This window comes from Niveispirillum fermenti, from assembly GCF_052474395.1.
This window is the reverse complement of sequence record NZ_CP156681.1, coordinates 1,815,061-1,836,819: the sequence shown is the minus strand read 5'-3', so window position 1 is coordinate 1,836,819 and position 21,759 is coordinate 1,815,061. Positions and strand designations below refer to the sequence as shown.

Below are 21,759 nucleotides of genomic sequence, written 5' to 3'. Positions count from 1 at the left end.
CAATTCCGGAACCGCCCTCCTCACGCGGGAATGCCATCGGCCGCCGCACAACGGCGCGGATCGGCCACGGCCGTCAGATGTCCCGTCACCTCGTCGCGCGCAATCACGGAAAAGCTGCCCATATGGTAGTCATAGCCGGGCAGGACACCGACCCTGACCCCCAGCTTGTGCAAATCCTCCACGACGCCGGGTTGCAGCCGATCCTCCACCACCACCCCCCGGTTTTCCGTCATGGGCAGCATCCGGGGCGCATCGACCGCCTGATAAGGGTCCAGCTTGAAATCCAGCAGATAGGTCAGCACCTGGGGCAATGTGCAATGGATATTGCCCGGCGATCCGGCAGAGAAGACGGGCTTTCCATCCTTCAGGACCAGCGTGTTGCCGATGATGCAGCGCGCCTTGGCGCCCTTCACCAGCGTGGTGTCCATCGAGCTTTGCAGATGGCCGAAGGTGGCATGGCTGCCGACCATCGGCACCCCGCCGACCACCTGGCCGGGAATACCGGACCCTTGCAGCGTGTCCATCATCTGGACCCAGTTGCCTTCCGCATCCGCCACGGCAATCTCGCAGGAGCCGGAAGGCTGCTTCTCGGTCTGTGAAACCAGCCGCGGCCGGCCACCACTGCCGCCCAGCGCCGACATGAAATCGCCGCCGCCGGGCACATCGCCGGCCAGCCGGAGATGGGAGGTCAGATCGACCCGGGGCCGGCTGCCGCGGATCAGGCGCGCCAGATGGGCATGATAGGTATCGTCCAGCACGGCGTCGCGCGGCACATCATAGATCGTGTCGTCCTGCGCATATTCCCAATGGCGCTGGCCCTGGCGCAGGGCATGCCCCATGGCCCAAAGATGCTCCGCCGATCCCGGCTGCATGTCCCGGATGCCCAGATGCTTCAGGACACCCATGGCAACGGCCGTGAAGAAGCCCTGGGCCTGCGGCGGTCCCAGGCAGACGATCTCATACTCATTATAAGCGAAGCGAAGCGGCTCCACCCAGCGGGGCGGCGTTTCCACCATATGGTCAGGCGTGATGGCCCAACCCATCTGGTTCGCCTTGGCCACGAAGGCCTGTGCCCAGGGCCCCCGGATCATATAGTCCGGCCCCTGGTCGCGGACGCCCCGCATGGTTTCCGCCAGCCCCCTTGGCACGAAAACCTCGCCGACATTGGGGAAATAGCCGTCGGGTTGATAGAAATCCCGCCCTTCCGGGAAGTGGGTGATGAACTTCTCCCCGAAGACATTCACCCCATATTCGAAGGTGGACACGACATGACCGCTTTCCGCCCACGTCACCGCATCGGCACACAGCCTGCCCCAGGGCAGGACGGCGAACCGCTCGTGCATCGCCTTCAAGCCGGGCATGAAACCCGGAATGATGGCGGATGGCGGCAGCAGCGCATAAGGCCCCGCCCCCTGCGGCACGGGCCGGAAAGGCGAGAGACCCGACGGATGGCCCCCCAGGCTGTCGAGCTGATGCAGCGTCCCGGTCTTCGCCTCGTAATAGAGACAGGTGACCAGCCCGGCATGATTGGTCATGAACGGTTCCACCGCCGCCTGCACCATGGCACCGGCGATGGCGGCATCCACCGCATTGCCCCCCTGGCGCAGGATGTTCACCATGGTCTCGGTGACAATGGCGGAATCCGTCGTCACGGCCGCCTGCAGGCCTGAAACCGGGGCCTTCGGGCCGGGGTTGCGGATATAGCGGGACAGGTTGTCCGGCATGTCATTCTCCTGTCTTGAAACGCGCGAGGGGCATCAGGGTTCGGCATCCGCATTGAGATGCCGAGCCGCCCGCAGCATGAAAATCCCGCTGGGCACCAGGGCCAGCAGGATGATGATCAGCGCATAGCGCAGGCTTTCCGCCGGACCCAGGCTAGGGGCCAGCATGTCGCTGATCAGGCCCGTGGCGACCGGCCCCAGGCCCAGGCCGATAAGGTTGGCGAAGAAGAAAACCAGCGCCACCGCCATGGCACGCCGCGGCGACCCGCACACCACGTGCAGGGCGGAGAACATGGACGGGACGGCACCGGTCAGGACGATGCCCGTCACGCTCAGCACGGCCAGCATGCTGACCATGTCGGGCATGAGGAAGGCCACCTGATAGAAGGGGGCGACGAGCAGCAGACCCCATCCCGGCATCCGGGCCAGCCAGGCCGGGTCGCGTTTGGCCAGCTTGTCCGCCAGCGCACCGCCGGCCAGATTGCCGATCACCGCCCCCACAGCCGACTGGATGCCGATGATCATTCCGACGGTCGCCAGATCGATCTGATGAACCCGGACCATGAACGACGCGAGGAAGATCAGGGCACCATAGGACACCAGGAAATAGAAGGTCATCGAATAGATCATGTTCCGGTAGGACGGCTTGCGCATGAGAATGCGGAATGTCGCCATCACGCTTTCCCCGCCGCCGGCCGGGGGACGCAGGGTGCCGCCGGCAAGGCGCGGTTCCCGCAAAACGGTGCGGGTGACCAGCGCCAGCGCCAGCCCCGGCAGCCCGACAATGATAAAGGCCGCACGCCAGCCGTAATGCACGGCGATCCAGCCGCCCGCCACCAGCCCCAGGATATAGCCGGCGATGGAACACATCAGATAGGCGCCCAGCGCCTTTGCCCGCTGGTCGGGCGGGAAATAATCCGCGATCAGGCTCTGGGCCGGCGGGATGGCACCAGCCTCGCCCACACCGACGCCGACACGGGCGGCGGCAAGCTGCCAGAAATTCTGCGCCATGCCGCACAGGACCGTCATCAGGCTCCAGACGGTCAGGGCCAGCGTGATGACGAAGCGCCGGTCCCCCCGATCGGCCCAGCGCGCCACGGGAATGCCCAGCGTCGCATAGAAAAGGGCGAAGGACAGCCCCGACAGCAGGCCTAGCATGGCGTCGGATACGCCGAACTCGGCCTTGATCGGTTCCAGCAGGACGCCGACGATGTTGCGGTCGACATAGTTCGACGTGCCGACCAGAAACAGGACGAACAGGAACAGGTTGCGCTGGCGTGGTGTGTAAAGCCGCCATGGCTCGGCACCCGGCGACAGCGGCGCCCCGACGGCACCGGGGGTCGTGGTGGTGGACATCAGGCGGGGTTCCCTTGTGCGGGCGGCTGCGGCGTGCCCCCCCGGGGGAACACCGCACGGGGTCGCGGGTCAGGCAGCAGCGCGCCGGGCCGTCCAATCCGCCATAAGATCGTCCAGCACCTGCAGGGTGACCGGCCCCGCCGCCATCAGGGCGTCGTGGAAATCACGGATCGGGAAGTCGTCGCCCAGCGCCGCCTCCGCCCGCCGCCGGACATCCTTGAATTTCAGGTTGCCCAGTTGATAGGCCAGTGCCTGGGCCGGCAGCGCAATATAGCGATCAACCTCCGCCTCCATGGTGGAGGCGGGCATTGCCATGTGCTTGCCAAAGAAGGCAAGGGCCCGATCACGGGTCCAGCCCATGTGATGCAGGCCGGTATCGACGACCAGCCGCACGGCGCGCCACATCTCCATTTCCAGCCGGCCGTAAAGCTTGGCCGGCGCGTCATAGAACCCCATGTCCTCCCCAAGGCGCTCGCAATAGAGCGCCCAGCCCTCCAGGCACGCCGTGTAGCGCAGCGCACCGAAGCGGCGGAATGCGGGCAGATGCTCCATCTCCTGAATCAAAGCCAGATGCATGAGATGGCCCGGCCATGCCTCGTGCAGCGCCAGGGGCACATGCATGTAACGCGGCAGCTTGCCCGGTACAGAACTGACCCAATGGACGCCGGCGGCCGTGCCGTCGGCGGGATTGGGCTGGGCATAGGCGGGCGGCATCTTTTCGGCAATGGCCTCCGGAATGCTCTGCACGCCATAGGTGGCGCGGGGCACCCGGCCGAAGAATTCCGGGATGCGGGCATCGATGCGCTTGGACAGGATCTCGATCTCACCCCGCAATATCGCGGCCGTGGGGGCATATTGCGCGGGGTCCGCCTGCAGGGATTCCCGCCAGCCCGGCAGGTCGCCGGGATATCCACCGGCCGCCGCCGTGGCCAGCATCTGCGCGCTGATACGGTCCACCTCGGCCAGCCCCAGCGCATGGATGTCACCCGGGGACATGTCCAGCGTCGTCGATTGCCCGACAAGATAGCGGTAGAAGGCATCACCGTCCGGATCATCGGTGCAGGCCAGGCTGTCGCGCGCCGCGGCCCCCAATGTTCTTTCCAGGAAATTCGCATAGGCGTGCAAGGCGGGATAAAGCTGATCGGTGATCAGCGCCAGTCCCTGTTCCGCCAGATCGGCCAATGCGGGTGAGCGGCCGGCCACACGCAGCAGGGGCTGGGCGAAGGGATGGGACCTTACCGGCACCGCCAGCGTCCCGCGCACCTGTGCCACCGCCCGGTCGATGACCAGCCGCGGATAGCGGTAGCCGCGATCCCGCCCGGCCAGGAGCGAGGCCCGCGCATCCGCCATGGCCGCGGGCACCGTCGCCAGACGGGCAAGATAGCGGCGGGCATCAGGAACATTGGCCAGGGCCGTGATGTTCGCCCAATATATGAGCATGAAATCCGGACCCAGCGGATAGAGCGACGGGCGCAGATGCGCACCGCAGGCAACCATGTCGCAAAGGGCCGTGAACTCGCGACGCAGCAGCGCATGGGTCGCCCGGTCCTGCGTATCCAGTCCCCTTGGGTCGATTGACGCCAGTTCCTTCACAGCCACCGCCGCCCAGGCCGCACGCCGTTCATGGTCGGCCGGCGCCTCCCGCATCAATGTATCCGCGTCACCGGGCTGGCCAGCCTGGATCGCCATTAGGGGGAACTCTTCCCGCTGGAACGCCCAATAGCGTTCGGCCAGTTCGCCGATCTTGGCCTTACACATGTTTCGTCCTTTCCCGATGTCCCGCCTGTTCATTCTGCTGTACGGCCCCGCAGGCCGGAGGCGCAGGCCCGATCATCCTACCTGCCGCACCATCACAATTCAATACTGTATGGAATTTATGGTTCCCGACCGACACAAACGTCGAGACGGCAGATATCCGCCGTGGCCTTGCTGAGGCAGACAAGACCCGACCTCCGCTCGCGACGAAATCTTCGCCCCAGCAACCGGTTCGCCGACACCCAATCAATTTACGTACAATACTGTATTGTCAAAAATTGGAAGTGCGTCTAAGGTCTATTCCGGAATGGCAGGCCACCCGAAAAGAGCCGGCCCCTTGAACAGCGGAAGGTGATGCACATGCGCAAAGGAACGTTCCACGCACTCTGGATGTCGAGTGCCTTCATCATCCATGCGCCGATGGCCGGCGCCCAGGCAGTGGACGCGGGCTCCGACTTCATCCTGGAGGAAATCATCGTCACGGCGAACAAGCGGGCGGAGCGGATACAGGATGTGCCCTCCTCCGTGACCGCGGTCGGCGAACAGTTGATCGGCCGCGTCATGGCCAACAATCTGGACGATGTGTCGGCCTATGTGCCGGGGCTGGACGTCCGGCCGTCGGGGGTGGATGGCAACCGGCTGGTCTTCCGTGGCCTGTCGACGGGGCCGAACGATCTCAGCCCCACGGCCGGGGTCTATATCGATGATGCATCATTCGGCGCCCGCAGCGGCTTTGCGCTGGGCGCCCTGTTCAGTCCCGACATGGACCCCAGCGAACTGGCCCGGGTGGAGGTGCTGCGCGGTCCCCAGGGCACCCTTTATGGCGCCAGCACGCTGGGCGGTCTGGTGAAATACGTCACCAAGGCCCCCGACACCCACGCCACCTCCGGCCATATCAAGGTCGATTACGGGCATGATGCGGGGGCGGACGCCAACCGTCATACGGTCCGCGGCGGGATCAACGTCCCCTTGATCGACGGCAAGGCGGCCCTGCGGCTGAGCGGCCACTACGCCTACCGGGAAGGCGACCTCACCGATGTCCGCACGGGGCGCGACGAACTGAATGCCAACCGGCGCAAGGGTGGCCGGGCGGACCTGCTGCTGCTGCCCAACGACGACCTGACGATCCGCATTGCGGGTACCGTCGCCATCAACAAGACCCCGCAAAGCGGCAGTGTCCTGGGCAATGCCGTCACCCTGCTGCCCCTTTACGGCGAGTACGGCACCTTTCGCAACGTCGACAGCTTTTCCAAGTCCCGGTACCATTTCATCCAAGGCAATGTCGAATATCGGGTCTCCGACGATCTGACGGCCACATCGACGACCGGGTATTCCAAATTCCGGGTCAATATTCTTTCCGACTACACGCCGACCTTTCAGCCGGCATTCGGCCCGGCCCTGGGACCTTTGATGCAGTTCTATGGCACGACCAGTCCCAGCACGGAGAAGCTGACGCAGGAATTGCGGCTGGCCTCCTCCGGGTCGGGCCCCGTGGAATGGCTGGCGGGCCTGTTCTATGATCATGAGAAGAGTGATTATCACAGCGGTATCAATTCGATGTACCAATATGGCACCGCCACCCCACCGGCGGCGTTGCAGCCGACGGTGGCCGCCCTGGCAAACTATCAGACCGTGGCACTGGCCAGCCGGTATGTCGAATATGCCGTGTTCGGCAATGCCAATTACAGCATCACGCCCGAATTCGATCTCGGCGCCGGCCTTCGCTACAGCTACAATGACCAGAAGCTGACGCGCGTGGCATCGGGCTATCTGGTCAATATCGGCGCTTCGCCGCGGCTGGCGGTGGCCGATTCCGATGACGGCGTCTGGACACAGACGGTCGATGCACGCTGGCGTTTCCAGCCTGACACGATGCTTTACGGGCGCGTGGCGCGCGGTTACCGCCCCGGCGGGCCCAACACCAGCGGCGGCACGTTCGACCCCGACACAACCTGGAACTATGAGCTGGGCCTGAAATCCACGCTGCTGGGCAGCCGGCTGACCACCAACATCGCCGCCTTCTACATCGACTGGACGAACATCCAGCTCAACTATTTCAACGGCACCAACACCGTTATCGGCAATGCCGGCGATGCCCGCAGCAAGGGCGTGGAGCTGGAAACCAGCTTCACGCCGTTCTACGGCCTGACCTTCGCCGGCAATCTCACCTACACCGATGCGGAGATCACGGGTCTGTTGCCGGGGGCCGTCGGCGGTGCCGCCATCGGCAATACGCTGCCCTACAGCGCCAAATGGGCCGGTGCCGTCAGGGCTGATTACTATTTTCCCCTGACCAACAGGGTGGAAGCCAATGTCGGCGGCGGCGTGCGGTATCGCAGCAGTTCCACCACGACATTCCCCGGCGATACCGGGTCGCGTTACTACAAGCTGCCTGAAACCACCTTCCTGGATCTGCGGGCCGGGGTGGACCTGGATACACGCTACACGCTCAATCTTCAGGTCCTGAACGTCACGGATGAGCGCAACCTGCAGGGGGCATCGCAATCGCTTGCCGTGCCCGCCGCCACCGCGGATGCGATGGGCCAGCCGGCAACGTTGGACTTCATGCCCGGCCGTACATTCTACCTGTCCGTCGGCGCCCGATTCTAGGTGTCCGTCCGGCAAGTTTCAGATGGCTTCATCCCATCACCGTCACCCCAGCGAAGACCGGGGCAACGGAATGAAACGTTAACACGCTGCAAAACAAGAGAGATTTTCCGAACAGGTTCTAAACCTTCTTCATCATGGAACAGGCCCGACGGTGACCGCCGTCGGGCCCGAAACACGTTCAGGCTTCTTTTGCTGCTGCTCGATTGATGTGCGATTGCAATAAATTGAGTGGCGACGACGGTATCAGCGCCGTGACCGGGCATGCTGGTGAGCGCCGCCGGCCGATAGCGGGAAGATCGAAGCAATTTCATTACGATAAGCGCCCCGCTAACGCATTTACTTTTGCGCTGAACGAGAGATATACCTTTGGTTGGGTCTTGATGCCCCGGAACGGGGTAGTCCATTCGGGGGTAATAAATGTCGCGTTCGGTGCAAACGGGCCGCAAGGGTCGCAAGGGCAATCGTGGACTTTCGGCCCCCCTGGCCCTTGAACCGCGCATGATGTTTGACGCGGCGGCCGTCGCCACGGCCGCCGATGTCGCGCAGGATGTGGCGGCCAAGCCACTGCCCGACCATCCGGCGGATGATCTGGGCGTGGCCAGTTTGCTGGCTGGACTCAGTGACGTTGCCCCCACCCCGACCGCCATATCGGAACCCGTCCGCCGCGAAGTGGCGTTTATCGATACCGGCGTGGCCGACTGGCAGACCCTGCGGGATGGGATAAAGGACGGGGTGGAGATCGTCCTGCTGGATGGCAGCAAGGATGGCCTTGCCCAGATGGCCGCCTGGGCCGAGGGCAAAAGCGGGTATGATGCCATCCATGTGTTGAGCCATGGCACTGAAGGCCAAGTGACTCTGGGCACGCTGGCGTTGAACGCTGCGGCGACCGAGGCACGGGCCGCCGATCTGGCGACGCTGGGTGCGGCGCTGAGCGCGGAAGGTGATCTGCTGTTTTATGGGTGCGGGGTGGCTTCGGGCGACGGGGCGGCTTTCGTGCACCTCTTGGCCGGTTTGACTGGTGCCGATATCGCGGCGTCGAGTGATCCGACCGGCGCTTCCAGCCTGGGCGGCAACTGGACGCTGGAGAAGCAATTTGGCACTTTTGAAACCGCAAGCCTTTCGATTGCAGCCTATACCCACATTCTCGCCGATGATGCCGGCGAGCAAAACACGGTATTCGATTTCGATTTGGCCACGTCTCCCACGATAACTGTTGATGCAAATACCTATGCATCGGCAAGTACCGTTCAGCAAACATTGTCGGACGGTACAAAAAACAACACGATCCAGCTTGTCGCGTCCTCCAGCGGCGATACAAGCGGAGCCGATAATTCCTCTGTTTTGGTCGCGGCGCAACTCGTGGACGCTGTGGGTTGGGGAGCTGCAGGCAACGGAAACGGAACTGCTTACGCAACATTCGATGCCGGTGTCGATGTCGATGCCCTCAAGACTTACGAGTTTACCGTTACCGGGGGGAAAATATTCGATCTCGTGTCGATGGGGATTATTTCGACCGATTCGACAGCGAGAAGCCTGACGATCACTACGGACAAGGGAGCCAGTGAGACAGTAGATGTCATCGACACTGAAACAGCCACCTTTACACCGGCTGATGGAGCGGCGTTTGACAATGTTTCATGGGTCCGGATTACGGCAACCGACGGGAATGCCGTCAATCTTGCGTTCGACGATGTGACACTTGAGGATATTCACACACCCGTCAACCCCGACGCCCCCGTCATCCACGATCTGGATGGCGATGTCACCAATCTGGGTGGATTTGCCTTCATTGATGATTTCAATCCTGGCACGGGTGCCACCGTCAGTGACGCGCAGAATGATTGGGATGGCGCCACGCTGGTTGTGGAGCGCACCGGCGGTGCGTTGAGCATTGATAATTTCGACTTCAGTACGATCCTTTTTGTCGCAAGCAATGGTACATTGTCCAAAAACGGTGGGGGTGATTTCGGCACTTATTCCACTATCGGGAACAAGATGTCCATTACCTTCAATGGTAGTGCTGATGCGGATTTAATCGGTCAGGTTTTAAGAAGCATAAGCTATAGCAGCACTAAATCCTATGGCGATACGCCGCTTACCATCACGCTGACCGATGCTGCCAATAACAGCACCACCGTTACGACCACGGTCAACATCGATACCATCTATATCGATAATGCCACCGATACGGCGACCATCGACCTGAGCGATGGCGTCAGTTTCAGTGAAGCGATTGCTATTGCGGCGGCTGATACAAGTGGCTTGCAAACGCTGATGTTCGACAGCGCCCTGATGAGCGGTACATCGATTACCCTGGCCGGCGATATCACCATCAATGAGAATTTGGACTTTGCGGCCCAGACTGCTGGCAGCGTGACCCTGACCGGTAGCACCATTACGCTCGGCGCCGGCACCACGCAGGGTTTCTATATCGCGTCGGACACGACGCTGACCATTGCCAGCGCCCTGGGCGGCAGCGGCGGCTTAAACAAGGGCTCGCCGGGCACACTGGTCCTGTCGGGCACACAGACCGGCACCGGTACCATGAATGTCACCGGCGGCACCCTGTCGGTGGCCAGCGATGCCAATCTGCTGTCGGGCGCGCTGACCCTTAATGGCAGCACCGCGACCTTGGCCGTCACCGGTGCAACCACCATCGACAACGCCATCACCCTGGGCAGCAATGGGGCCACGGTCAATGCCGGTGCCGATGTTACCCTGTCTGGTTTGATCAGCGGCACCGGCAATCTGGTCAAGTCCGGGTCTGCAACCCTGACCCTGAGCAATACCGGCAACGAAGCGGCCTGGTCGGGCGCCATCACGCTGAGCGCAGGCGCGCTGTCGATTGCCGATGATGATGCGCTGTCCAGCGGCACCTTGAAGTTCAATGGCGGCACCCTGATCGCCACGGACACGACCACCGTCGACAATGACATTTGGATGGGCCCCACCGCCATGGCTGATGGCAATGGCACCATCAATGTCGGTACCGGGGTGACCCTGACCCTGTCGGCCGCCAGCCTGGGTGGCGGCGGTGGTACCCTGACCAAAACGGGTGCCGGCACGCTGGCGTTGGGCATGACCACGGCCCACCCCACTGCTTTTTTTGACGTTGCGGCGGGCACGCTGGCCCTGGCTGATGGCGGCATGATCAGCAGCATTCTGACCCTGTCCGGCGGCAACCTGTCGCTGGCGGGCGGCACGCTGACCGGCGACGTCTCACTGAACGCCAGCGCCACCATCACCACCACTGGCGACGCCACCATTTCGGGCTACTTTATGGGGGGGTCTTCTGCCAGCCTGACCAAGGCGGGCACGGCACAACTGACCCTGTCCGCCAGTAATCTTGATCTTGAAGGTGCGATTACCGTTTCCGCCGGTACGCTGGTGGCGGGGCACAATAACGCCCTGGGCGGCGGTTCTGGCACCACAACCGTCAACAGCGGCGCATCGCTGAAGCTGGCCGATAATGTGACGGTTGGACAAAACATCAATCTGAGCGGCACCGGGGTTGGCGATGCCGGCGCGCTGATTGGCGGCGTCGATTCCGTGGTTACGGGTAACGTCGCTGTCACTTACGATGGCACATCAATCGGTGCCGCCAGCGGGGCGAGCCTGACCATTTCCGGCGTGCTCACAGACAACAACAATAAGCTGATCAAAACCGGCGCGGGCAATCTGGTGCTGACGGGCACCAACTCGTTGATCTATCTGGTGGATATCGAGGCTGGGACGCTGACGGCGGGTTCGGCCGGCGCGCTCGGCACCGATACCACAATGGTTTTGAGGACCGATAGCACACTGTCGGTCACGGCCAATGTCTCGGCTGATCGAGGCATCAAAATGGAAGCCGGTGGCGGCACTCTTGATGTCGCCACGGGTGTCACATTCAACGTGGTGGGCTTGGAGAATGGCGGCGTCGGTCTAACAAAGGCGGGGGCCGGCACGCTGGCGCTGACCAACGCCGGCAATAACGGTGCCTTGTCGGGGCCCTTCTCGATTTTGGCGGGCACGGTCGCGGCCCAAGGCAGTCTGGATGGCGGCGCGGTCAGCGTCGCGTCGGGGGCCACATTGACCCTGACGGGCGCCTTGTCCCTCCTGGAGGGCCTGTCGGGGGACGGAAATGTCGGGCTGGGCAGCTACACCCTGACCACCGCCGGCAGCACCGACACCACCTTCTCCGGCGTGATGAGCGGCACGGGCGGGCTGACCAAGACGGGCAGCAGCACGCTGACGCTTGCCGGCCAGAACAGCTTTACCGGTGCCGTTACCCTGTCGGCCGGCGGGCTGACCCTGGCCAGCACGGGCTCTCTGGCCGATGGCGCAAATGATGTTTCCGTGGCGACCGGTAGCACCCTGACACTGAACAGCGCCAACGCGCTGAAGTCGCTGACCGGTGACGGCAGCGTTGTGCTGGACACCACCACCACAGTTGGCCGCAACAACTCCAGTGATTTCGCCTTTGCCGGTACCCTGTCGGGCAGCGGCGGTCTGACCAAAGAGGGCAGCGGCAAACTGACCCTCAGTGGCACCAACAGCAGCTATTCAGGCCGCTTGACGCTGTATGGCGGCACGGTGAGCATCGCCGGCAGCAGCAATGTCGGCACTGGTGCCATCTGGACGATGGATACATCGACGCTGGAGATTACTGGCAACGCCAGCTTGACAAATGATTTCAGCGTGAGCGCTGCCTCAACGGTCAATGTTGGCAGCGGCACAGCGGTCACACTGTCGGGCGCTGTTTCTGGCATCGGCTCGCTGATTAAAGCCGGTTCTGGTCAACTGACCCTGACGGGTGACAACAGCTATTACGGCCACACGACGGTTTCCGCCGGCACGCTGATCGCTGGTCATGCCAACGCGCTGGGCGACAACATCGCGAACCTGGATGGCGGCACCAGTGTCAACCTGAACGCCGAACTGCTATTGGCCGATGGCATCACGCTGGCCGAAGACCTGATCCTTGCCGGCGGTGGTTTGGGGGTTGTCCAAGATGGAACCGCCACGGCCAGCGGCAGCATAACGCTGACCGGCCATTCTCAACTGCTTCCGTTTGGCAGCGACAGCAGCCTGACCCTGTCTGGCATTATCAGCGATGGCAGCTCGAGCTTCGGCCTGATGGCGAGCGGTGACGGCACGGTTATTATTAGCGGCAATAATACGTTTGACGGCAATTTCACCGTCAGTACGGGCATTGTGGTTTTGGCCCATGCCAATGCTTTGGGTTCAGCCAGCGGCACCAACACGGTTCAGGATAGCGCTACGCTGAAGATCGATGCCGGCATCACCCTGTCAGAGGCGGTGAACATCACCGGTACCGGGGTCGATGACCAGGGCGCGCTGGTGGGTGGCGATGGCGCGGTGATGGCCGGCAACGTCACCCTGGGCGCCGGGGGCGCATCGATCGCCGCCACCTCGGGCAACACCTTCACCATCAGCGGCGAGATCAGCGGCACCGACAACGCCTTGAGCAAATTCGATGCCGGTACGGTCATATTGTCCGGCAACAACACGCACAACGACGCCACCATCGTTGAGGCCGGCACCCTGGTTGTTGCGCATGCCAATGCCCTGGGCACCACTGATGGCGTTACCGAGGTCCGCAACGGCGCAACGCTGCGGGTGGCGGATTCGATCTCGATTGCTGAAAGCCTGGTCCTCATTGGCACGGGCGTTGGCAGCGGGGGCGCATTGGTTGGGGGCGCGGGGGCAAGCGTGTCCGGCAGCATCACCCTGTCGGCGGATGCTTCAATCGGCGTAGGAACGGGCGCGACCTTCACCATCAGCGGTACAATTTCCGATGGCACGAACAGCTATCGGCTGACCAAAGTTGACGATGGCACGCTGGTACTCTCGGCGGCCAGCAATAGCTTCGATGGCGGGTTAACGATTTCCGGCGGTACGGTTAGTGTTGCCAATGTCGGCAGCCTGGGTACCGGTACAATTACGCTGAACGACGGTACGCTGACTTATACCGGCTCTAACGCCACTCTGGCTAATGCGGTTGCCACGACCAATCAAAATGGCACCCTCTCGCACACGAATAACTTAACCATTTCGGGCCTGTTGTCGGGGGCTGGCACGCTGACAAAGACCGGCAACGGGACTCTAACCTTATCCAATACCGGCAACGAAGCCGCGATGAGCGGCGGCATAACCGTAACGGCAGGCACACTGATCATCACCAATGATGATCAGTTGAGCGCCGGCACGCTGACGCTGGAAGGCGCCACCCTTTCCAGCAGTGGCATGACAACTATTGACAATTCGATAGTGCTCAATAGTGGACAAAATATCTTCTCCGTGACGGGTAACGCATCTTCAAATATTTTGACGTTATCCGGCATTATTTCAGGTGATGGAATTCTGGTCAAAAACGGTGCCGGCGCAGTATCATTGACCGGTGATAACACCTATAGCGGCGGCACCACGATTCGCCGCAGTACATTGCAAATTGCCGGCGCCAATAGTTTGGGCACCGGCGCTTTGACCATTGAAGATACGCATTCTGACCTTGCGAGCACCCTGACCACAGCTTCATCCTCCAACTTTACCCTGGCAAACAATATCTCCGTCTCTGATTCCAGCATCGACAGCACGCCGCTGGCCATTCGCGTAACCGGTTCCGGCACCTTGACCCTTGGTGGGGTTATTTCGGGCAGTGGCCCTTTCCACAAGGTGGGATCGGGCACGTTGGTGCTGGGCAACACCAACACCCTGACCGGCGGCATTGTGGTGGATGATGGTACCCTGGGGGTTTCCGCCGATGCCAATCTGGGTGCGGGCGGGCTGGTGCTGAATGGCGGCGCGTTGGGCGTGACCAGCGCCACCACGCTGACCAAGGACATCACCATCGCGGCGGACAGCACGATCAACACCGCCGGCACCTTGACCCTGTCCGGTGTGATCAGCGGCGCAGGCAACCTGACCAAGACCGGCACCAGTTCCCTGACCCTGTCAGGCAACAACACCTATCAAGGGGCCACAACGGTTTCTACCGGTGTGCTGATTGTTGGGCATAACAATGCGCTGGGCACCAATGACGCTGGCACCACCGTGGCCGACGGTGCAACCATGCGCATTCTTGATGGGCTGACAATTGCCGAAGACCTGACCATCAGCGGTGGCGGTGTCAGTAACGGCATTGGCGCGGTGAAGGTGAATACCGGCAGCGCCACGATCAGCGGCAACATCACCCTGGCGGGCGATGCGGATATCGGCGCCTATGTCGGCGGCGATGTGTTGACCATTACCGGCGATATTTCCGGCAACTTCGATCTGACCAAGGTCGGCGCCGGCACGGTGGTGTTGAGCGGTACCAACAGCCACATTGAAACCACCTTGAGCAGCGGCACGCTCAGCATCGGTGCGGATGCCAATATCGGTACTGGCCAACTCAATTTGGCCGGCGGCACGACCCTGACGCTGACGGGCACAACCATCAATATCGACAATGCCGTGGTTCTAACCGGTTTGGCCACCATTTCGGTGGCGACCGGCGATGCAGCAACGCTGTCGGGTAGTATCTCCTCCACGAGTGGGGGCTTCAACAAGATCGGCGCTGGCACCCTTACACTGGCCACCAGCGGTTCCAACATCAGCCAAAGCCTGCAAATTGACGCCGGAACCGTGCTGATCAATGATGCAAGCTTTCAGGCATACAGCATCATCGTCAACAGCGGAACGCTGGGCGGCTCAGCCCAGATCACGGGTGCCATCACGGTGTATAGTGACGGCATATTGTCACCAGGCAACAGCCCCGGCTTGATAACGGCTAACAGTTCAGTAATTTTTTCCAGCGGCTCAGCTTTCAATGTTGAAATTGCCAGCTCCGATACTGTCCCGGGCACGGATTTCGACCAAATTACAGCCGCAGGCTTTACAGTCATTGATGGCGTAACGCTGAATGTGTCCGTCATCGGTTCGCCGACGCTTTCCGCCGGCACGACCTATACGATCATCAACAAAACCGACAATGACGCGGTTGTCGGGACCTTCGCCGGCCTGGCAGAAGGGGCAACCTTCACCGGCGACGCGGGCCAGTTCAGCATCAGCTATACCGGCGGCGATGGTAATGATGTGGTGCTGACCTATCTGGGCACCGCCCCCACCCTGACCGACCTGTCGGGTGACAGCGTGGCGCTGACGGTGGGTACGCCGGTGCGGCTGGATAGCGGCACTGCTGCGATGGTCAATGAAGCGACGCTGGATGCGCTTAATGGCGGGGCCGGCGATTGGGCCGGCGCCAGCGTTTCAGTGCAGCGGGTAACCGGGGGCACGGCGGACGCAACGGTGAATGATGTGTTCGCGTTCGACACCACGGGCGCCGATTTCATCCTGACCGATGGCAAGCTGCGCACTGTCAATGGTGACACGGAATTCGCCACCGTCACCAATGCTGGCGGCGTACTGACGGTCACGTTCACCGGCACCAATGCCGCCACCACGGCGCTGGTGCAGCAGGTGGTGCAGCGCATCACCTATGCCAATGACACACCCTATGGCGATGCCACCCTGCGCGTGACCGTCGACAATGGAACCGGCAATAGCGCCACCGCCGATGTGACGGTGACCAGCAACCTGATCTATGTCGATAGCAGCAGCGACGATGCAACCGGCAATGCCGCCGACGGCTTCAGTCTGCGGGAAGCACTGGCCCGCGGTGTGACGCAAGCCGGGGCGGATACGATCAAGGTGGTCCTCGCCGATAATTCCACCATCACGCTGGGCAGCGGTGTGACCAGCGGCGTGGACGATACGCTGGACCTGGACGGGGCCAATGGACTGACCATCGCCGGCAGCACGCTGACCCTGGGCGGCACGCTGAGCATCAGCAACGGCACCGGCGACACGGCAATCATTTCCACGGTGATTGCCGGCAACAATCTGGGGCTGACCAAGACCGGGGCCGGCACGATCACCCTGTCGGGCACCAACACCTACACCGGCGCCACCACCATTTCCGCCGGCACGCTTGCCATCAGCGGTGGGGAAGCCCTTTTCAATAATGGCGCTGTGAACGTGGAAAGCGGCGCCACGTTTGCGTTGGATGCCACCGAGACCATCGGTGTGTTGAGCGGTGCTGGCAGTGTCACGCTGGGCAGTTACATACTGGCCCTGGGTTCGGGTGGTGGCTCCGGCACCTTCTCGGGCGTCATTTCCGGCTCGGGCGGACTGATTAAGGCCGGTGGTGGCACCCAGACTCTGACCGGTGCCAACACCTATACCGGGGAAACCAGTGTTTCAGCCGGCACATTGGTGGCAGGCCACAGCACGGCGCTGGGCAGCAGCGGCGCCGGCACCACGGTTACCAGCGGCGCCACGCTGAATGTGGCCGATGGCGTCACCCTGGCGGAAAACCTGACTTTGACCGGCACCGGCATCAGCACTACCGGCGCACTGATCGGCAGCGGCACCGCAACGGTCAGCGGCACTGTCACGCTGACGGGCAATACAATTATCGCAGCCGGACCAAGCGCCAACCTGACGCTCAGCGGCGTCATCAGTGGTGATTTTCTACTGGTCAAGATGAACACGGGCACGCTGACCCTGACCGGCGACAACAGCAACCATGGTGGCGGGATCACCATTAACGCCGGTACGCTGGTCGCCGGTCACAATAATGCGCTGGGCAACACCACCGGCACCACGACCATAGGCAGCGGTGGCGCCCTCGCCCTGGCCGATGGCGTCACGGTGGCTGAAAATATCACCATTGCCGGCACCGGGATTTCCAACACCGGGGCATTGCGGGTCGATAGCGGCAGTGCCACGCTCAGCGGCACTGTCACCATGTCCGCCGCCAGCCAGATCGGCGCGGCCTCGGATGCCAGCCTGACCCTCAGCGGGGCCGTCAGCGGTGCCTTTAGCCTCACCAAGGTCAGCGCCGGCACGCTGACACTCGGCGGGGTCAACACCTATACAGGCAACACAAATATCACTGGCGGCACCCTGCTGGTCACCGGTTCGCTGGGTGGCACATCGGCCGTTTCCTTGTCGAGCGGTGCGACGCTGGGTGGCACCGGCACCATTTTTGCCGCCAACTCAACCAATCAGGTGACAATCGGCAGCAACGCCACCCTGTCGCCGGGTGTCGCCGGCACCAATAATGGCGTCGGCACACTGACCATCAATGGCAATCTGGAGATACAGACCAGCGCCACCCTGGCCGTTGACATCGCCGGCGCCACGGCTGGTACGGGCTATGACCAGGTGGTGGTCAATGGCACGGTATCGGTGACCAATGCGGTGATTTCCGCCACGCATTCTTACGCTGCCGACAGCCTGGACCAATATGTGATCATCAGCAATGATGACGCCATGCCGACCATCGATGCCATCACCGGCACCTTTACCGGCGTAGCCGAAGGCGGCACTGTTACCGCAGGCGGTAATGGCACTGTACTGACGGCCTCTTACACGGGGCCCGGCGGTACCGGGAATAATTTCACCCTGACAGCGCCGGCAAACAATGCGCCGGTGATTACCAACCTTGCGGGTGACAGCGTCGCCTGGGCCGGTGTCGGGGGCACCATCGGGTTGGATGCGTCCAACGATGTGACCATCAGTGACGTGGAAAATGATCTGGCCGGCAACTGGGACGCGGCCACTCTCACCATTCAGCGCAAGGACAATGCGCTGACCAGCGATGTTTTCGGCTTCGACCTGGAAGGGTCCGGCATCAGCACCAGCGGCACCGATCTGGTGTCCAACAGCCAGACAATTGGCAGCTACACCAACAGCAACGGCGTGCTGACCATCACCTTCAACGCCAATGCCACGACTGCCCTGGTGCAGGAAATCACGGGTCGCGTCACCTATCGCAACGACACGCCGACCGGCGATACAATCATTCGCTTCACGCTCAGCGATGGTCGCGGGGAATCGTCCACGGCCGATGTGACCGTCACCAGCGACACGATCTTTGTAACAAACGCCACTGACACCGCCACCATCGACGTGACCGACGGTGTCAGCTTCAGCGAAGCCGTGGCGATTGCCGCCGCGGATACAACCGGCACACAGACCATTGTGCTCGCCGGTTCCTTGGCCGGCACCACCCTGACTCTGGCCGGTAATCTGTCGCTCGGCGAAAGCCTGACCATCGATGCCGACGCCGCCAGCGGGGCGACCATCGCGGGCAGCACACTGACCATCGTTGCGGGCAATACGCTGACCCTCTCGAACGGAACCAGCGACACGGCGACGATCAGCAGCGTCATTGCCGGCTCGGGTAGTCTGACCAAGACGGGTGCGGGCACCATCACCCTGTCGGCGACCAACACGCTGACCGGCGCGCTCAGTATCACAGGTGGTACGCTGGCGGTCGGCGCGTCCTCCATCTCGACCACCTCGGGCCTGACCCTGGATGGCGGCACGCTGGCCGGCACGACAGACATCAGCTATTCCAAGGCCATCTCGCTGGGCACCGGCGGTGGTACAGTGGATCTGTCATCGGGCAGCGCAAACCTGTCGGGTACCATCAGCGGCAGCGGCAAGCTGACCGCGACCAGCACCAATGCCGGCAAGGCCCTGACGCTTTCCGGCAGCAACACCCATACCGGCGGCACCACGCTGGACAGCGGCATTCTGCAGTTCAATACCGACAGCGCCGCCGGCACCGGCACCCTGACCATCAATGGCGGCAAGGTCCGCGCCGGTCTGGCCGCCCGCACACTGACCAACGCCGTGGTGCTGGGCGGCAACATGACCCTGGCGGGTTCCTACGCCCTCACCCTGTCCGGCTCGGTCGATCTGGGCAATGCCAGCCGTTCCGTCGATAACGGCCTCACTGTCGACCTGACCTTCGGCGGCGCCGTCAGCAATGGCAGCCTGACCATCAATTCGAACGGTACTGGCAAGGTCATCCTGTCCGGCACCAACAGCATGAGCGCCGTCTCTGTCACCAAGGGCGTTCTCAGCGTGGTGGACGGCGACAATCTGGGTTCCGGCACGCTGACGCTGAACAACGGCACGCTGACCGTGACGGGCAGCAATGCCACCATCAGCAACGCCGTCACCCTGGGCAATGGCGGCGGCACCGTCAGCAACGCCAACGCCGTCACTCTGTCGGGCGTGATTTCCGGCACCGGCAGTCTGACCAAGGCCGGTGCGGGGTCTTTGACCCTGTCGGGCACCAACACGCATAGCGGCGCCATCGATATCGAAGCCGGCACCCTGATCGCATCGGGTGGCTCCGCCATCGGCGACAACAGCGCCGTCACCCTGTCCGGTTCCGGCGTGCTGCAGGTCAACAGCAGCGAGACCATCGGCGCCCTTTCGGGTAACGGCACGGCCGGTACGGACGTGTCGCTGGGCAACAATGTCACGCTGACGGTCAATCAATCGACCATTACGACATTCAGCGGGGTGATCGGCGGGGGCAATGGCGGCAGCGGCCTGATCAAGACCGGCACCGGCACTCTCACGCTGAGCGGCAACAACAGCTATACCGGCACCACCACCGTCAATGGTGGCGGCCTCACGCTGAACCGCGCCGGCGGCGCGATCAGCGACAACAGCGCGGTGACCGTGGGGGCCGCCGGTACATTGACGCTGACACAGGACGAGACCCTGGCATCCCTGGCAGGCGCAGGCACGGTTTCGCTCGGAACAAGCGAACTCACCATCGGCATCAACAACACATCCACCACCTTCTCCGGCAGCCTCCAGGGTACTGGCACCCTGATCATGGAAGGGTCGGGTACCTTGACCCTGTCCGGCACCGGCCATGATGGCGCGACCCACGTGAAGGGCGGCGGCACCCTGTCAGTGGCCAGCGACAGCAACCTCGGCAACGGCAGCCTGACACTGAATGACGGGACGCTGACGGTCACATCCAGCACCACGATCGACAACGAGATCATTCTGGGTGTCAACAACGGCACGATTACAGCCGATACTGGCGTCGTCGTCACACTGATGCAGGGGATCGCCGGCAGCAACAGCACGCTGGGCAAGTCGGGCACCGGCACGCTTATCCTGAACGGCGGTAATACCAGCCTCATCTCCCTTACGGTCGACGCAGGCACCCTGCAGGTCGGCAGCGGCGCCACCGTGAGCGCCACCAACGGGTTGACCGTCAAGAACGGCGGCACCCTGTCGGGTAACGGCACCCTCGCAGCCTCTGTCACCATCGACAGCGGCGGCACGCTGGCGCCGGGGGTGGATGGTATCAATAACGGCGCTGGAACGCTGACCCTGGATACCGGGGCCAACCTGATCCTGAACGGCACGCTGAAGCTTGATCTGGCCGGGGCAACGGCGGGCACGGGCTATGACCAGGTGGTGGTCAAATCGGGCAGCGTGACGCTGGGGGCCGACAGCAGCTTCGACACCACTCATTCGACCTCCGGCAGCAACACCTTCGTGGTCATCGACCAGCAGGGCAGCGGCACCGTCAGCGGCGTGGTGGACGGCGTCGCCGAAGGTGAGGTGCTGACCAGCAACGGAAAGCGTTATTTGGTCGGTTATGCCGGCGGCAGCGGCAATGATGTGACCCTCTTCGACAGTCCAGGTCCCGTCGTGGAGCTCAACGGAGACGGGAGCGTCGCGCTGGACGATGCCGATGACGGCCTGCTGTCGGCGACCACCATCAGCAGCAGTGACGGCAACTGGAACGACGGCACCCTCACCCTGCAGCGCGTCACCACCGGCGGCACAGCCGATGGCAGCCCGAACGACCTGTTCAGTTTTGTGGCAGGCAATGGCCTGACCTTCACCGGCAGCATCACACAGGGCCAGGATTCCAGCGGCAGCGTGTCCGATGGCGGGACCGGTTTCGCCTCCTGGTCCTATGATACGGTGACCGGGACGCTCACCTTCACCTTCAACGACAATGCGACCGATGCAGGGGTACAAGCCCTGGCCCGCGCCATCGGCTATGCGAACGAAACCCCTTATGGCGATGCAATCATCCGCTTCACGCTGCGCGATAGCAACGATGGGGGCGCATCGACCATCGACGTGACAGTCGCCAGCAATGTCATCTATGTGGACAGTGACAGCGACGACGGCGACGGCGACGCGGCGGATGGCTTCTCGCTGCGCGAAGCCATGGCGCGCAGCGTGGCACAGGGCGGCGCAGATACGATCAAGGTCAAGCTGGCCGACAATTCAACCGTGACGCTGAGCAGCGGCGCGACGGTTGGTGCGGGTGATACGCTGGATCTGGACAGCGCCAACGGGCTGACCATCAGCGGCAGCACCATCACCATGGAAGGCGCCTTCACCCTCAGCAATGGCAGCGCCGACACCGCCATCATCAGCAGCACCATCACGGGTGCCGCAGATCTGACCAAGACCGGGGCCGGCACCA

Annotated in this window: 5 protein-coding genes (1 of these 5 only partly in view); 2 read left to right on the top strand and 3 right to left on the bottom strand. The window is 62.6% G+C overall.

The features are described from left to right. Positions 1-20: 20 nt before the first annotated feature. From ABC728_RS19745 to ABC728_RS19735, 3 genes are all read right to left on the bottom strand, one after another. Positions 21-1,724 carry a gamma-glutamyltransferase gene (locus ABC728_RS19745; RefSeq protein ID WP_416618544.1) on the bottom strand — a complete coding sequence of 568 codons (1,704 nt, stop codon included), beginning with the start codon at positions 1,722-1,724 and terminating at the stop codon, positions 21-23. Between the two features lie 33 nt (positions 1,725-1,757). Continuing rightward, the gene (locus tag ABC728_RS19740; protein WP_416618543.1) at positions 1,758-3,077 is read right to left on the bottom strand and encodes a spinster family MFS transporter; all 1,320 of its coding nucleotides are present in this window, start codon (positions 3,075-3,077) and stop codon (positions 1,758-1,760) included. Positions 3,078-3,146: 69 nt separating this feature from the next. Continuing rightward, positions 3,147-4,835, bottom strand: a complete 1,689-nt coding sequence (locus tag ABC728_RS19735; RefSeq protein WP_416618542.1) for a DUF885 domain-containing protein — start codon at positions 4,833-4,835, stop codon at positions 3,147-3,149. Between the two features lie 357 nt (positions 4,836-5,192). Here ABC728_RS19735 and ABC728_RS19730 point away from each other — a divergent pair, with 357 nt between their 5' ends. Both ABC728_RS19730 and ABC728_RS19725 read left to right on the top strand, forming a co-directional pair. Next, positions 5,193-7,442, top strand: coding sequence for a TonB-dependent receptor (locus tag ABC728_RS19730; RefSeq protein ID WP_416618541.1), 2,250 nt, complete (start codon positions 5,193-5,195; stop codon positions 7,440-7,442). Between the two features lie 417 nt (positions 7,443-7,859). Further along, positions 7,860-21,759 carry the 5' portion of an autotransporter-associated beta strand repeat-containing protein gene (locus tag ABC728_RS19725; RefSeq protein ID WP_416618540.1) on the top strand. It continues 13,184 nt past the right edge of the window, so only the first 13,900 of its 27,084 coding nucleotides appear in the window; it begins with the start codon at positions 7,860-7,862; its stop codon lies off the right edge, out of view.

Excerpts from the sequence above, each read along its gene's own strand:
- ABC728_RS19745 (WP_416618544.1), bottom strand. The coding sequence starts at position 1,724 with ATGCCGGACAACCTGTCCCGCTATATCCGCAACCCCGGCCCGAAGGCC.
- ABC728_RS19740 (WP_416618543.1), bottom strand. The coding sequence starts at position 3,077 with ATGTCCACCACCACGACCCCCGGTGCCGTCGGGGCGCCGCTGTCGCCG.
- ABC728_RS19735 (WP_416618542.1), bottom strand. The coding sequence starts at position 4,835 with ATGTGTAAGGCCAAGATCGGCGAACTGGCCGAACGCTATTGGGCGTTC.
- ABC728_RS19730 (WP_416618541.1), top strand. The coding sequence starts at position 5,193 with ATGCGCAAAGGAACGTTCCACGCACTCTGGATGTCGAGTGCCTTCATC.